Source organism: Rhodanobacter sp. C01 (assembly GCF_002001045.1).
In the GTDB taxonomy this organism is placed as follows: domain Bacteria; phylum Pseudomonadota; class Gammaproteobacteria; order Xanthomonadales; family Rhodanobacteraceae; genus Rhodanobacter.
Window position 1 is genome coordinate 163923 of record NZ_MUNR01000009.1, and the last position, 13822, is coordinate 177744.

16 protein-coding genes are annotated in these 13822 nt (G+C 63.4%); 6 read left to right on the forward strand and 10 right to left on the reverse strand.

What is annotated here, in order from left to right; genetic code table 11:
- The first annotated feature begins 5 nt into the window (after positions 1–5).
- Together B0E50_RS18160 and B0E50_RS06800 are read left to right on the forward strand one after the other, a co-directional pair.
- The gene (locus tag B0E50_RS18160) at positions 6–161 is read left to right on the forward strand and encodes a hypothetical protein (protein WP_168170828.1); all 156 of its coding nucleotides are present in this window, start codon (positions 6–8) and stop codon (positions 159–161) included.
- A 136-nt stretch (positions 162–297) separates the two neighbouring features.
- A complete protein-coding gene (locus tag B0E50_RS06800; protein WP_077440433.1) occupies positions 298–741 on the forward strand; it encodes an SRPBCC family protein in 444 nt (147 codons plus the stop codon).
- A 21-nt stretch (positions 742–762) separates the two neighbouring features.
- On the opposite strand, the gene B0E50_RS06805 is transcribed toward B0E50_RS06800, so the two are convergent.
- The 6 genes from B0E50_RS06805 to B0E50_RS06830 form a co-directional block, all read right to left on the reverse strand.
- A complete protein-coding gene (locus tag B0E50_RS06805) occupies positions 763–1479 on the reverse strand; it encodes a hypothetical protein (protein ID WP_139350776.1) in 717 nt (238 codons plus the stop codon).
- Between the two features lie 159 nt (positions 1480–1638).
- Entirely contained in the window at positions 1639–2565 is a 927-nt protein-coding gene (locus tag B0E50_RS06810) for a Dyp-type peroxidase (protein WP_077440577.1), read from the reverse strand.
- 90 nt (positions 2566–2655) lie between these two features.
- Complete coding sequence (locus tag B0E50_RS06815; RefSeq protein WP_077440435.1) at positions 2656–3975, reverse strand: amidohydrolase family protein; 1320 nt, start codon at positions 3973–3975, stop codon at positions 2656–2658.
- A 133-nt stretch (positions 3976–4108) separates the two neighbouring features.
- Positions 4109–5086 carry a retroviral-like aspartic protease family protein gene (locus B0E50_RS06820; RefSeq protein WP_139350777.1) on the reverse strand — a complete coding sequence of 326 codons (978 nt, stop codon included), beginning with the start codon at positions 5084–5086 and terminating at the stop codon, positions 4109–4111.
- Positions 5083–5304 carry a helix-turn-helix transcriptional regulator gene (locus B0E50_RS06825; protein ID WP_077440437.1) on the reverse strand — a complete coding sequence of 74 codons (222 nt, stop codon included), beginning with the start codon at positions 5302–5304 and terminating at the stop codon, positions 5083–5085. The genes B0E50_RS06820 and B0E50_RS06825 overlap by 4 nt, the downstream gene beginning before the upstream one ends.
- A complete protein-coding gene (locus B0E50_RS06830) occupies positions 5304–5894 on the reverse strand; it encodes a DUF2975 domain-containing protein (protein ID WP_168170829.1) in 591 nt (196 codons plus the stop codon). Before B0E50_RS06830 ends, B0E50_RS06825 begins: the two co-directional genes overlap by 1 nt.
- Positions 5895–6142: 248 nt before the next feature.
- Here B0E50_RS06830 and B0E50_RS06835 point away from each other — a divergent pair, with 248 nt between their 5' ends.
- Entirely contained in the window at positions 6143–7588 is a 1446-nt protein-coding gene (locus tag B0E50_RS06835) for an MFS transporter (protein WP_077440578.1), read from the forward strand.
- Positions 7589–7650: 62 nt separating this feature from the next.
- On the forward strand, positions 7651–8037 hold the full coding sequence (locus tag B0E50_RS06840) for a MarR family transcriptional regulator (protein ID WP_077440579.1): 387 nt from the start codon (positions 7651–7653) through the stop codon (positions 8035–8037).
- 51 nt (positions 8038–8088) lie between these two features.
- On the opposite strand, the gene B0E50_RS06845 is transcribed toward B0E50_RS06840, so the two are convergent.
- Positions 8089–8346, reverse strand: coding sequence for a hypothetical protein (locus B0E50_RS06845; protein WP_139350778.1), 258 nt, complete (start codon positions 8344–8346; stop codon positions 8089–8091).
- A 39-nt stretch (positions 8347–8385) separates the two neighbouring features.
- Positions 8386–9381, reverse strand: a complete 996-nt coding sequence (locus tag B0E50_RS06850; RefSeq protein WP_077440440.1) for an SDR family oxidoreductase — start codon at positions 9379–9381, stop codon at positions 8386–8388.
- A 94-nt stretch (positions 9382–9475) separates the two neighbouring features.
- Between B0E50_RS06850 and B0E50_RS06855 the strand changes: the two genes are divergently transcribed.
- Positions 9476–10369 (forward strand): LysR family transcriptional regulator, encoded by an 894-nt coding sequence (locus B0E50_RS06855; protein WP_077440441.1) that lies wholly within the window; start codon positions 9476–9478, stop codon positions 10367–10369.
- A gap of 64 nt (positions 10370–10433) precedes the next feature.
- Here B0E50_RS06855 and B0E50_RS06860 read toward each other — a convergent pair whose 3' ends face one another.
- Positions 10434–11321 carry a LysR family transcriptional regulator gene (locus B0E50_RS06860; protein ID WP_077440442.1) on the reverse strand — a complete coding sequence of 296 codons (888 nt, stop codon included), beginning with the start codon at positions 11319–11321 and terminating at the stop codon, positions 10434–10436.
- 229 nt (positions 11322–11550) lie between these two features.
- Between B0E50_RS06860 and B0E50_RS06865 the strand changes: the two genes are divergently transcribed.
- Positions 11551–12225 (forward strand): peroxiredoxin-like family protein, encoded by a 675-nt coding sequence (locus B0E50_RS06865; RefSeq protein WP_077440443.1) that lies wholly within the window; start codon positions 11551–11553, stop codon positions 12223–12225.
- 67 nt (positions 12226–12292) lie between these two features.
- Here the strand turns inward: B0E50_RS06865 and B0E50_RS06870 are convergent, their stop codons facing one another.
- Positions 12293–13726, reverse strand: a complete 1434-nt coding sequence (locus B0E50_RS06870; RefSeq protein WP_077440444.1) for an aldehyde dehydrogenase family protein — start codon at positions 13724–13726, stop codon at positions 12293–12295.
- Positions 13727–13822 lie beyond the last annotated feature (96 nt).

Genomic DNA, 13822 nt, shown 5'->3' on the forward strand with positions numbered 1-13822 from the left:
CCGCCATGAAATTCGAGACCCTGATGCTGCAGAGCCTGTTCGCCATCTGCCTGTTGATCTGCGTGTCCACCCTGGGCGCCATGCTGACGTCGCAACCAACCGTATCGAAGGTTGCAGCAAACCATGCCCCTGTTGCAGCGGCGACGAACTCGGCCAGCTGAGTCGCTTGAACGATTCGGTGGCGCTGGAAAATTCCTGAGCAACCAGTGCCACATCCCTGACCGTGCCGTTGTCGATTCCCGTTCCGCTCGATCGTCAGATTGAGTGAGGGCTTCTCCTCCATCCACGGAAACCGTCATGTCGAATGTCACCCGCCTGCATCGTGTCTTGCGCGCACCACCCGAACGCATCTACCGCGCTTTCCTCGATGCCGACGCCAAGGTCAAATGGCTGCCGCCCAACGGCTTCACCGGCAAGGTGCATCACCTCGATGCCAGGGTCGGCGGCAGCTACAAGATGTCCTTCACCCATTTCTCGACCGGCGAGTGCCACAGCTTCGGCGGCACGTACGTGGAGCTCACGCCACACGAGCGCATCCGCTACATCGACCGGTTCGACGACCCCAACCTGCCCGGCGAAATGCCGGTAACCATCACCCTGAAGGCGGTGTCCTGCGGCACCGAGCTGCACGTGCTGCAGGAAGGCGTGCCCGATGTCATCCCGGTCGAGCAGTGCTACCTCGGCTGGCAGCAATCGCTGGTGCTGCTCGGCAAGCTGGTGGAGGCTGAGGTTTCGGGTTGACGATCCGGGTGACGAAGGTGGTCATTTCGACTCGACTGCGTCCGACTTTTCTGTTTCCCGGCTCTCGTTTGCCGCATGCATGCGGCGGATGCGCACCGTGCTGCCGCCTTCGTAGGTCACCACGTAGGTGGAACCTTCGTGCGCCTGTCGTGCCACTTGCACCGGATCGGCCTGAATGGCCTTCTGTACGGCGTCCTGGTGGAACGCAGCCAGATCGCCGTTCGGAATCAGCATCAGGGGCGGGGTGATCTGCTGGAAGCTGGTGAAGTGGCCGCCGCATTTGGTGGTCGTGGCGTCGAACTTGAACCAGCCCTGGCCGCAGCTCACGCCGGACACTTCGGGCAGGCGCTTGAGCCAGATGAAGTACTTGTTCTCGTGGGTGATCCAGACCCGATTGCGCCGGGTATTGTCCCCTCCGATATCGTCCGACTTCCAGATGCGGACCAGCGAAGCCTGGTGGCAGTCAGCCGATGCGCATTCCTGCAGCACCAGATATTCGTCGTCCTGCAGATGGATCGGCTCGATGCTGAGGATGTCGTCCTTCACCAGCGCCTGTGCCGGGAACACCACCGAAGGCATGCGCGGGTCGACCTTGAAGTCCCCCGAGATCAGGTAGCCGCCGTGTTGCGACGAGTATGCAGGCGCGGTGACCTTCACCGCAGGCAGCGTGGTTTGCGCCGAGGCGACGAGACTCGCCAGGGTCACGCTACCCATCCATAAGGTGTGTGCGAGTTTCATCAGGCCTCCTGACCATGGACGAAACAGTCACCGCGGTGACACGTGGCGGCAAATGCCGTTGCAATCCTAATCCTGGCAGATGCCCATTGCCACACGCATGGCTACTGCCGTGGATCGTGTTCGGGATTGCCCTGGTACCTTTGCGACGTGCTCCGAACGTTATTGAACAGTGTCCAGAAACGTCGCGGACGGGACAAAGAACAGCGCACCGGTGACGGCCCTGCTGAAATCCAGCAGCCGATCGTAGTTCCCCGGCGGATTGCCGACGAACATGTTGACGAGCATCTGCTCGATCCGGTCCGGGGATCGCGCATAACCGATGAAGTAGGTGCCGAACTCGCCCTTGCTGGCATCGCCGAACGGCATGTTGTCGCGCACGATCTGCAGCTGCTCGCCATCCTTCTCGATATTGGTCAGGACGTTGTGTGCGTAGGGAGCCTTCGCCGCATCGGCCTGCTCGATATCCGAGAGTTTCGCCCTGCCGATGATGTTTTCCTGTTGCTCGACGGGCACCGCGTTCCACGCCTTCAGGTCGTGCAGGTACTTCTGCACGATGACGTAGCTTCCACCAGCGAAGGTGGGGTCTTCGTCGCCGATGACCGCCGCGTCGATGGCGTCCTGGTCCACGGGATTCTCGGTGCCGTCGACAAAGCCGAGCAGATCGCGCTCGTCGAAGTACTTGAAGCCATGCACTTCGTCTGCCATCGAAACCGCGTCGCCGAGGCGGGACAGGATCTGCGTCGCCAGCTCGAAGCACAGGTCCATGCGCATGGCACGGATGTGGAACAGGATATCTCCCGGCGTGGCGACGGCGTGGTGCTGCCCCTTGATCTCGCGGAACGGGTGCAAGGCGCCGGGCCTCGGCTGCCCGAAAAGCCGGTCCCACGCGTCGGACCCGAAGCCCATGATGCAGGACAGGCGACCATCCGGTTCGTGGAAACCTACAGCGCGCAAAAGCGACGACATGTCGCCACAAAGCGCTCGTACCGGCTCTTCATGGTGAGGTTCGGGATGCAACGTCACCACGAGAAAAATGGCAGCGCTCGTAAGCTTGCCGACAACAGGCTGCGGAACGACAGAAGACACGATCAACCCCTTGCGAACTGTTCTTCTCAGTATGCCCCGGCTCGATGAAGTTCCAAAGTGGGATGACACCCGAACTGGCCCGGATTTGCTTCAGGGCTTGTCGATCCGGCCGTTCTTGACTACGAACGCGATCTTGCGGGTGTTGTGGATGTCGCGCGTCGGATCAGCCGTCAGCACCACCAGGTCGGCGCGCTTGCCGGGCGCGATCGTGCCGCGCTGGGCCGATTGCCCCATGGCGGCCGCACTGACCTCGGTGGCGGACTGGATCGCCTCGACCGGCGTGAAGCCGCAGTGCTCGACCAGCAGGGTCATTTCATCGTGCACTGCCGGCAACGCGTTCAACCGGGGCCCCTGCGCATCGGCGGGCAGCCCCGAACCATCGGTGCCCACATCCACCCGTACACCGTACTGGTGCGCCAGCCGGGTGACCGCATAGCTCCACGGCACGATGCCGGCCCCCATGTCATGTGGATGGCGCTGTGCTTCCTCCACGAAGGCCAGCAGCGTGGCGTCGAGTATGGTGCCGTGCTGCTTCATCGCCTTGAACAGCGCGAGGATTGCCGGCGCATCCGGCGGAACATGCGTGAAATCGCCGAGCGCACGCACGCCGTAGTCGTCCGGCACCTTCGGCGCTGCCTCCCAGACCAGGTACGGACTATGCGAGATGGTATCGACGCCGGCGTCCACCGCATCGCTGGGCTTGGCCGGGAAGATCGTCGCATGCGTCCACACCTTCAGCCCCTGCCGATGCGCTTCGGCGGTGATCTTCGCCACCAGGTCGGTTGGCAGGTTCGCGTAAAGCTTGAGCGCAGTCGCTCCGGTACCCTTGGCTTCGGCCACGGCAAGCGGAAGATTGGTGGTCTGGTCGATCGCCTGCATCCATGGTGCATGCCCCAGCGGTTCGCCCGCGGAAGCCTCCTGCGCGCGTACGTCCTCGGCGAAAAAGCTCGGCCCGGCCAGCAAGGCCACGTAGAAAATGTCTGGCGACGCCAGCGCATCCGAATTCGCCTCGCCGGCGAGATAGCCGAGCAGCCGGTCGTCGCCCGCCATGTCGCGCACGGCGGTGACACCGCCGCGCAAGAGCGCCGCCAGATGCGGCTGGTAGTGCGCGAAATCCGGCTCGGCGCCGGTGAGATGCACGTGCGCATCGATCAGGCCCGGGATCACGTAGCGTCCGCTCAGATCCTTCACCTGCGCACCCTTCGGCGCCGCACGGCTGCCATCCGGATAAACCGCTGCGATGCGGCCGCCCTCGATCGCGACAGTCATGTTCGCCTGCTCCGGCGCACCGGTGCCGTCGATCACCGTGGCATGCGTCAGCAGCATGGACGGCTCGGCGGCAAAAGCCGGCAGCGCCAGCGCGAACGGCATCGACAACACCAGGCGCTTCAGGACGCTACTCGTGGACATTCCCCTCTCCCTTTGCGGTATCAACGGAACAGCCGCACCAGGCCTCAACTCAGCGGCAACGCAAAACAGCCGCAGGTGAAACTCGGATCAGGATACTGTTTCAGGAAAAATCGATTCTGACACCTGTTTTTTCTTACCGAACCGGACAACGCGACCGCTGAAACCAGACGGTCCGGGCCTCGTGGTCATACACCAGCCGGTAGCGGCCCATCAGATCGGCACCGAGCAACATGGCCGGCTTGCCGCCGAAATCCTGCGCCAGCACAGGGAGATCGACCACCTGCCCCTTAGCGCCGGCGAATACGGCCGTAGCCACACGCACCTCGCCAATCGGGCCGGTGCGTGGCACGAGCTTGTTCATGCTGGTGCCATAGATAGGCTCGTCGTCGTGGAACGACGGGGCTGTCGTGTCGATACCGGCGCCCCTGGCGAAGCTTGGCGTCAGGCGCGTGCGCCTCGATCCCGTGTCCAGCACAGCCACGCCGGCAAACCCGTTGACGGTGACCGGCAGCGTGAGCAAGGTCGTGCCAGGATCTATCCCGGCCTTGACGGACTCGGCGTCTCGCCCCACCACCGCGCCAAGATCAACCGGCTTGGGATAAACCTCTACGGTGCGGCAAGGAAAATCAAAAGCGATCACCGCCTTGTCCATGAAGTCGTTGCCCAGCACGCCAGCCTGACGTCCGGCGTCATGCCGGTTTGGAAGGCCAAACGCCTTGACGTCGTGGATGGGCAAGCCTGCCAGGGACAGGCTGTCGACGCGATACATGGCCACCTTGGCCGAGCCGGTCTGGCCGGATAGATCCTCGCCCTTGCCTTTCTCCTTCGGCAACCGGATCTGATCGGCGAACCATTGGTACACCGCCGATCCGTCCGCACCGCTGTCGAGGATGAAGGGATACGAGCCGTGCCCGTTCACGTAGACGGGCACCGTATCGTGGCCGTCCCTGGCAAGACTCAGGGGCGCCTGTGCCCCGGCGGTGACATCGGCGGCCATCGAAGCAGGCGTGCGGGCCATCACAACGATCAAGGCGCAGGTGAGCTCAGCTATCCAGTGACGACGCATGACGATCTTCCTGTAAAAGTCTGCAGAGGGATCAATGAGTTTCACGACTGGCTTTCGCCATCGGGGACGTATTCGAGGAGATCGCCGGGCTGGCAATCCAGATGGCGGCAGATGGCTTCCAGCGTTTCGAAGCGCACGCCCTTCACCTTGCCGGATTTCAGCAGCGACAAATTGGCTTCGGTGATGCCAATGGCGCGCGCCAGTTCGGTGGAGCGGATTTTCCGACGTGCCAGCATCACGTCGAGTCGAACGACGATGGCCATCAGATGAAACCCTGCCGGTCTTCATCGATGGCGCAGCCGAACGATACGACTCGTGCCAGCGCCAGCACGATCAGTCCGGCCACCAGGGCATCCAGCTGCCGCACTTCCAGCTTGACGGCCACCGCGCTCAGACCGGCGGCGAACAAGCTGGCGTGTGTGATGAGTGGAACGGCCGCATAGGCCACCAATGCCCACGCAATGATGCGGATATGGTGCGTGTTGCGCGCCGTGAACACCTCGCCGCGGCCATACATGCCGAACAGGCGCATCAGGTTCCACAGGATCACCAGGCCGGGCAGCAGCCGCAATGCCAATAGCGCCGTGCACAGCAGTGACTGCGCCACGGTGAAATGGCCGATCGGTACGAAGGCCGCCTCCACCGTATCGGCCATGTGCAACCACGACAGATCCACGTTGAAGGCAAAGCCGCCATGCATGAGGCCGGCACGCTCGGACCGGAAGGCCAATGCGCCGACTTCCAGCAGGTCGACCGCCAGGGTGGCCAGCAGGCACAGGGCTGCCAGCCAGGAGAACCATTTGCCATCGCGGATCAGTCGTGGGCTTGGTGACAGTTGGGCTTCGGACGGCATCTTCAGGTTCTCCCTTGGACGGCGGAAGCCTAACATGAAATTATCGTAAAACAATAATTTATTAAGTCATTTCAATAAATCCATCCAGCCGTCCCACAGCTCACCGCGACGCGCATGTCTGCGTCCATCGCGTCAGGGCGGCGAGGCAGGCGGCCCGTGTCCGGTCGGTCGTTGGCCCTCTGCCGCCCGGCTGTCGCGCCGCATTAATAGTTGTTTACTTACAATGATTGTTCTCATACAATCATTTCATGAAAACAACCCAGAGCCCCGCCGTGCCCGCCACGCCGAACCCAAACCTGATCCTTGCGATCTGCTGCCTCAGCCTGCTAATGGTCGGGATGGATGTCACGATCGTCAACGTTGCGCTGCCCTCGATTCACCGCGATCTGGGCGCGTCGATCTCCGGCCTGCAATGGGTGATCGATGCCTACACGATGGTGGTGGCCAGCCTGCTGATGCTGGCCGGCTCGATGGCGGATCGTTTCGGGCGCCGCCGCGTGTTCCACACCGGCCTGGCCGTCTTCATGCTCGGATCGCTGCTGTGCAGCCTGGCTCCCAACATCCATGCCCTGATCGCCGCCCGTGTCCTGCAGGCTCTTGGAGCCACCATGCTGAATCCGGTGGCGATGTCGATCATCGTCAATACCTTCCATGAGCCCAGGGCACGCGCCCGCGCGATCGGCATATGGGGCGGCGTGGCCGGCGTCTCGATGGCGCTGGGGCCGTTGATCGGCGGTGCCCTCACACAAAGCATCGGCTGGCGTTCGATCTTCTGGATCAATCTGCCGATCGGCGCGGCGGCCATGGTGCTGGCAGCCCTTTACATATCCGAGTCGAAAGCCGCACAAGCGCGACGGGTGGACCCGGTCGGGCAGACGCTGGTCTTTCTCGCGCTCGCCTCGCTGACCTATGCCGTCATCGAGGGGCCGCACATCGGCTGGCAGACGCCGATCATCGAGGGCGCGTTCACCCTGGCTGCGCTTGCCATCGTGGGCTTGCTGGCCTGGGAGCCACGGCGGAAGGAGCCGCTGATCGACTTGCGATTCTTTCGCAGCGCCCCGTTCAGCAGCGCCACCGTGATCGCCATCTGCAGCTTCTCCGCTTTCTCCGGCTTCCTGTTCCTCAACGCCATCTACCTGCAGGAAGTGCGTGGCTACTCGGCCTTTCAGACCGGGTTGTGCACGCTGCCGATGGCGCTCGCCACCATCGTTTGCTCGCCCTTCTCCGGACGGCTGATCGGCACGCACGGCACGCGGCCTTCACTGCTGATCTCGGGTGCGGCAACCCTTGTCAGCGCATTGATGCTTACGCAGGTGACCGCGACGACCCCGCTGGGTTTTCTGCTGTTGAGCTACGTGATCTTCGGCATCGGCTTCGGCATGGTGAATGCGCCCATCACCAACACCGCCGTTTCAGGCATGCCGAAGGCACAGGCCGGGCTGGCTGTCGCGGTGGCGTCCACCAGCCGGCAGATCGGCGCGTCCCTGGGCGTGGCGATTGCCGGTACCATTGCCGGAGCCCGGGGAGTCCTGCGCGACTTCCCGCAAGCAACGCATCCGTTCTGGTGGCTGGTCGTCGGTGGCGGTGCGGTCGTCGTTTTTCTTGGCTGGCTTTCCAGCACATCGTGGGCCCACAACAGCCGGCGCCACGCTGCGCATTTGCTGGAGGAGGCGCCCTCGGGAGCAGCGGTGTGAGCAAGGCAGTACCGAAACAGGGTGACCCCGACATCGTCTGGCAAACGCTGGTCGCATGGGTGATGGACAGCCGCGGCGACTGGCGCCGCAAGGTCACCGACGCCACCGGATTGCCGTTCAGCCGCATACGCGCACTCAAGCGCCTCGGCGCCGGCCCGATGACGCTGAAGGATCTCGCGGACGCGATGTCGACCGATGCCCCGGCAGCAACCGTCGCCATCAACGACCTGGAAAGCCGCGGCCTCGTCGAACGCTATCCGCATCCTGAAAACCGGCGCGCCAAGCTGGTGTCGATCACGGCAGCAGGCCGCAGGGTCATGACCGCCACGCATCGGGTTGTCGAGACAACACCTCCTGCCCTGCGGAGTTTGTCCGCCGCCGACATCAAGACCCTTCGGCGCATTCTGGACAAGGTAGCGGCACATCAGGAATCACCAGCCGAAGACTGACCGAAGAACCGGGTAAGGGATCATGGCGCATGGCCCACGTAGTCGTCTGGATCAGTACTGACCGTAACGCCCGCGCACGGACGCGAGCAGCTTGGCCGGGTCGTAACCGACACCGTCCTTGAACACGGTGACCACGTCCTCGATCGCCTCGATGTGGGTGGAAGGGTCGCCTGCACCAGCAGCAGTAGTGAATACCGTTTGCAGCAAGCCACCTTCGCTGGAAATGAAAATCAGAATGGCCTGGTCCACTGCGGCGCGCACTTCTGAGCCGAGCTCAAAGCGGAGACTGCCCATCGACGAAGCGTTCATGCTGAATCCCTTCGTTGGATTTCTGACGAAGGACTGCCGTTAGGCAGCCACCGGCAAAGAGCTGGTGTACGGGAGACTGCCCATGCCGACCAGCGTGGCTTCGACTGCTTCATCCAACGGCGTATGCGGCTCGTGCCCCAACACGGCAGTCAACTTCGTGTTGTCCATCCGCACAGGGGTGCGCCACAGATAGCGCATCTCGCGCATCTCCCGGAATGTCGTGACAAAGGGTGAGACCAACGTCAGCAGCCACCAGGGGAAAGCGACGACGCGCGGCTCGCTGCCTGCGTGACGGGCCACCACGCGCCGGATCGCCGCGCACATCTGTGTTCCGTCCGCATCCCAGTGACCAGCCATGTGGAAACTGGCAAAGGCGTCCAGCTTCTCGCGGCGTGCCAGCAGCTCGACCATCGTGCGTGCGACGTCCGGCAGATACGACCATTCGTGGCCGATGCCGCGCCCGCCTGGGTAACTCACCGTCTTGACCGGTTTCGCAGGCTTCAGCAGCCCTTGCGAGAACCAGCTGTTGCCGGTTTTCGGGCCAAAGAAGTCGCCGGCCCGTACGATCAGCACGCGTGCACCATCGCGGCTCGCATCGAGCAAATGCTGTTCCATCTCCACCCGAATGGCGCCCTTGCGGGTGACCGGGTGTTGCGGCGAGTTTTCGGCCAATACCGGCAAGGCATCCGGGCCGTAGTTGTAGACCGTGCCGGGAAACACGATCATCGCGCCCTGGGCGATGGCGGCGGCGATGGTGTTGTCCAGCATCGGCAGCACGAGCTCCGACCATCGGCGATAGCCGGGCGGATTGACCGCGTGAACGATGACCGAGCAGTCCTTCGCGGCCTCCAGCACGTCCTGCCGGTTCAGCGCATCGCCGGAGAGCCAGGTCATGCCGTCCTTGCGCTCGCCCGACTTGGCCACGCCGCGCTTCAATGCCCGTACCTGCCAGCCTGCATCGCGCAGCTGCCGCGCGACTTCGCCACCGATGCCACCGGTGGCACCCAGAACCAGAACGTTGTTGTTGGTAGCCATGACCTTGTCCTCACCGTGGTTGGTGGGGAAATTCTGGGCCGTGAGCCACTACCATGGAATTACCTAGCATGATCTATCTGCTATACATTTATGTATGAATACGACAATCGGCTGGGAGTTCTATCGTTCCTTCCTTGGCGTGCTCAAGGAGGGTTCGCTGTCCGGCGCGGCACGCGCACTGGGCATCACACAGCCCACGGCAGGACGGCACATCGCCGCACTGGAACAAGCCCTGGGTGTAGCCTTGTTCACGCGCTCGCAAGTGGGCCTGATGCCCACCGAGATCGCGTTGGCACTGCGCCCGTATGCCGAGGCGATGGAAAGCACCGCTGCCTCGCTGGAACGCACTGCCAGCAGTCACGGCGAAGGCGTGCGCGGTGTGGTCCGCGTGTCAGCCAGTGACGTGATCGGCGTGGAGGTATTGCCGCCTGTCATCGCGCGACTGCGTGAGCAGCATCCCGAGCTGAAGGTCGAGCTCGTCTTGACCGATCGGATACATGACCTGCTGCGACGCGAAGCGGACATTGCCGTGCGCATGATGCGCCCGGATCAGGGGCAGCTGGTCGCGCGACGTATCGGACAGATTGAACTCGGCTTGCATGCACACAAGGACTACCTGCGTCGCCATGGCGAGCCGCGAACGGTCGACGAGCTGGCGAGCCATTCGGTCATCGGCTATGACCAGCCATCGGCCTTTGTCCGCAAAGCCGAAAAATCGGTGCATGGCTTCAGCCGCGACATGTTCTCTTTGCGCACTGACAACAATCTCGCACAGCTGGCCTTGATCCGCGGCGGTGCCGGCATCGGCTTCTGCCAGGTCCCGATCGCCAGGCGGGATGACTCCCTGACGCGCGTGCTGACCAGGAAGTTTTCGATGCAACTCGAGACCTGGGTCACCATGCATGAAGACCTGCGCAACAGTCCCCGTTGTCACGCCACCTTTGACGCCTTGGTCGAGGGACTGCAGCGATATGTTGCCCAGAGGTAGTGCATGGCGTTGGTGACGCTGGCTTCAACCAAAGCAGCGTAAGCGTGATGCTGAAGTGGAATGCTTACTCCGGCATCTCCCGCATAGCCGTCTCGACGAAGTCGGCAAACATGCGCGCCTTGGCACTGGCCATGCGACCGGTGGGGAAGACCGCCCACAGATCGATATCCGGCAATGACCAGCCTTCCAGCAGACGACACACGCGTCCATCCGCCAGTTCGGGAGCAAACATCCAGTCCGAGGCGATGGTCAGCCCCATGTGGGCCAGCACGGCAGCGCGGATGCCCTCGGCGGCACTGAAGCGTGCGCGTCCGCGCACCGCAATCGATACCTCGGCGCCGTCGCGGCTGAAGTTCCATACGTTGCTTAGCTGGCTGTACACGACGGTTTCGTGGGCTGCCAGATCGGCCGGCATCCGGGGAATTCCAGCGCGGGCCAGATAGTCGGAGGTAGCGAGCACGGAACGACGTGAAGAGGCCAGTTTGCGCGCGACCGCATTGGAATCGGCAAGCGTCCCCATCCTCAGCGAGACATCGATGCCTTCGGCAATCAGGTCGATCGCGCGATCGTCGAGGATCACGTCCACATCCAGCCCGGGATGGGCGTCCAGAAACCGCGGCAACCGCGGGATGACATGCAGCCGCGCGAACGTGGGCGCGGCGGAAATGCGCAGACGCCCCGACAACCCGGCGCCGGCACCGCGCGCGGCCTGCTCGGCCTCGTCGGCCTCCTGTATCGCCAGGCGGGCGCGTTCGAAGAACCGCACGCCCGCTTCCGTCGGCGTCAGTCCGTGGGTCGAGCGCAACAGCAGCCTTACCTGCAGATGCTGTTCCAGCTGCGCCACGGTTTTCGACACAGCGGGCTGCCCGATGTTCAACACCCGCGCGGCGCCCGAGAACGAGCCGGCCTCCACCACCCGCACAAAGGTGGTCATTGCCTGTAAGCGGTCCATGTCATTCCAAACAGGAATAAGGATTATCCGTAGATCCTATCTGCCATTCCTTTTCATGGCTATCCAGAATGTCTCCAACGGGCCGCACTGCAGCGAACCATCGAACGCATCCGCGCAGCCGAGGTAGCCCGCTCGATGAACCAGACCGCTTGACCGTACCCGGCAAGCCGACCGCGACATGGCCGGCCTGCTTTTCTCCCGCTCCCTTCCATCACCGAGGACTTTACTCATGTCACTCCAAGACAAGCTCGATGCCTTCAAGGCCGATTTCGAAGCCGGCAAACCGCCGTACAACGTACCCCCTTCAGTCATCGAGACCATGCATCGCGCCACCGCCGAACTGATCGCGTCCGGTGCCGCCCAGCGGGCCTTGAAGGCCGGTGACCACGCGCCTGCCTTCACGCTCAACGACCCGGACGGCCATCCGGTATCTTCACTCGACCTGCTCCGCCACGGACCACTCGTGCTGACGTTCTATCGCGGCGTCTGGTGCCCGTACTGCAACATGGATTTGCAGGCGCTGCAGGCAGCCCTGCCGAACCTCCGCGCGGCGGGTGCCAGCCTGGTGGCCATCTCGCCGCAGGTCGCCGCCAACAGCCGCAAGTCGGCGCGCAACAATGCGCTGACGTTTCCGATCCTGTCGGATGCGCACAACGACGTGGCGGCCGCGTTCGGTCTGCGCTTCGAGCTGCAGGATTATCTGGTCGACCTTTACAAGTCGCTGAAGAACGACCTGCCCGCCTTCAACGGCGACCCAAGCTGGACACTGCCGATGCCGGCCCGTTATGTCATCGCACCGGACGGCACCATCGTCTACGCCGAAGTGAATCCGGACTACACCCGGCGCCCCGACCCCGAAGGTCTGCTGCCCGCCATCCGGCAAGCAACCAGCCTGGCCGCCTGAACTGACCGAAGCCCGCCCGCCATAGCGCGGGCGGGACGATGGAATACGCCCGGATCAGCTGCGTGAACTATTGAACCTGCCCCGCCTCCATCAACAGCGTCTTGGGTTCCAGGTAGGCGCCGATGCCCCACTTACCCATTTCGCGCCCCAACCCGGAATACTTGAAACCACCGAAGGGGGCGCGCGGCTCATGCGCGAGCGTGTTGATAAGCACCCGCCCTGCATCGATCTGGCGTGCCACGCGCTCGCAGCGCTGCAGGTCCTTGCCGAACACGACGGCGCTCAAGCCGTAGTGCGTGTCGTTGGCGATCGCGATGGCATCGGCTTCGTCCTCATAGGGAATGATGGTGAGCACCGGCCCGAAGATTTCCTCGCGCGCGATGCGCATCTGGTTGTTGGCCCTGGTGAAGATGGTGGGCTTGACGAACCAGCCCGCATGCAAGCCATCGGGGCGACCCTCGCCGCCGGCGAGCAGCGTTGCGCCTTCTTCCAGGCCGATGCGTATGTAGTCCTGCACGCGCTCCCATTGCTTCGCGCTGACCATCGGGCCGATGTCGGTATCGGCTTCGCGCGGATCGCCCGCCTTGATGTGCGAGACGGCTTCCTTCGCAGCCTGCTCGAACTCCGCGAGCCGCTGGCGCGGCACCAGGATGCGCGTGCCCGCGATGCAGGCCTGGCCGCTGTTGGCAAAGCCTGCCATCAGCACCAGCGGCAGGATGCTGGCGAAGTCCGCATCGTCGAGCACCACGGTGGGCGACTTGCCGCCAAGCTCCAGCGTCACGCGCTTCATCGTGGCCGCACCCGCACTTACCAGATGCTGCCCCACCGCGGATGAGCCGGTGAATGAAATCTTGGCGATATCCGGGTTGCGCGAGATCTCCTCGCCGACCACATCGCCGCGCCCGTTGACGATATTGAACACTCCCTTGGGCAGGCCGGCTTCGTGCAGGGCTTCGGCCACGATCCGGGTCTGCATTGCACTCATCTCGCTGGGCTTGATCACGGCCGTGCAGCCCGCGGCCAGCGCCGTGGCGAGCTTGTTGCAGATAAAGCCGGCATTGCTGTTCCATGGCGTGATCAGGCCCGCGACACCCACCGGCGTCATGATCACGCGGGCCGTGCCGGCCTGCTCTTCGAACGCGAAGGATTCGAGCGCGGCCATGGCCTGGGCGATGACCTCCGCGGGATAGGTGGCCATCCAGCGCGAGCGCTGGGACGGCGCGCCGTATTCGAGCACGATGGCCTGCATCAGATCGTCTTCCCGCGCGGCGATGGCCTTGTGCATGCGCGCGAGCGCGGCGAGGCGTTCTTCGCGCGTGGTGCGCGACCACCCGGGCAACGCGGCCTTGGCCGCGGCAATCGCGCGGCGCGCATCGTGCTCGTCGCCCAGGCGCACCTGGCCAATGACTTCCTCGGTACTCGGATTGTGCAGGTCAAACCATTCCTGGCCGTGCGGCGTCACGAATGCGCCGTCGATGTAGATGTGTTCGATGCGTTGCATGTCGGCTTCCTCTTTGTGCCCGTGATGGGCCACTGTGCGACGCAGTCTAGGAGTACATTACTGTGCTTATAAGCCGTCTTATTGCGGATGAGTAAT

Excerpts from the sequence above, each read along its gene's own strand:
- B0E50_RS18160 (WP_168170828.1), top strand. The coding sequence starts at position 6 with ATGAAATTCGAGACCCTGATGCTGCAGAGCCTGTTCGCCATCTGCCTG.
- B0E50_RS06800 (WP_077440433.1), top strand. The coding sequence starts at position 298 with ATGTCGAATGTCACCCGCCTGCATCGTGTCTTGCGCGCACCACCCGAA.
- B0E50_RS06805 (WP_139350776.1), bottom strand. The coding sequence starts at position 1,479 with ATGAAACTCGCACACACCTTATGGATGGGTAGCGTGACCCTGGCGAGT.
- B0E50_RS06815 (WP_077440435.1), bottom strand. The coding sequence starts at position 3,975 with ATGTCCACGAGTAGCGTCCTGAAGCGCCTGGTGTTGTCGATGCCGTTC.
- B0E50_RS06825 (WP_077440437.1), bottom strand. The coding sequence starts at position 5,304 with ATGGCCATCGTCGTTCGACTCGACGTGATGCTGGCACGTCGGAAAATC.
- B0E50_RS06830 (WP_168170829.1), bottom strand. The coding sequence starts at position 5,894 with ATGCCGTCCGAAGCCCAACTGTCACCAAGCCCACGACTGATCCGCGAT.
- B0E50_RS06835 (WP_077440578.1), top strand. The coding sequence starts at position 6,143 with ATGAAAACAACCCAGAGCCCCGCCGTGCCCGCCACGCCGAACCCAAAC.
- B0E50_RS06840 (WP_077440579.1), top strand. The coding sequence starts at position 7,651 with ATGGACAGCCGCGGCGACTGGCGCCGCAAGGTCACCGACGCCACCGGA.
- B0E50_RS06845 (WP_139350778.1), bottom strand. The coding sequence starts at position 8,346 with ATGAACGCTTCGTCGATGGGCAGTCTCCGCTTTGAGCTCGGCTCAGAA.
- B0E50_RS06850 (WP_077440440.1), bottom strand. The coding sequence starts at position 9,381 with ATGGCTACCAACAACAACGTTCTGGTTCTGGGTGCCACCGGTGGCATC.
- B0E50_RS06855 (WP_077440441.1), top strand. The coding sequence starts at position 9,476 with ATGAATACGACAATCGGCTGGGAGTTCTATCGTTCCTTCCTTGGCGTG.
- B0E50_RS06860 (WP_077440442.1), bottom strand. The coding sequence starts at position 11,321 with ATGGACCGCTTACAGGCAATGACCACCTTTGTGCGGGTGGTGGAGGCC.
- B0E50_RS06865 (WP_077440443.1), top strand. The coding sequence starts at position 11,551 with ATGTCACTCCAAGACAAGCTCGATGCCTTCAAGGCCGATTTCGAAGCC.
- B0E50_RS06870 (WP_077440444.1), bottom strand. The coding sequence starts at position 13,726 with ATGCAACGCATCGAACACATCTACATCGACGGCGCATTCGTGACGCCG.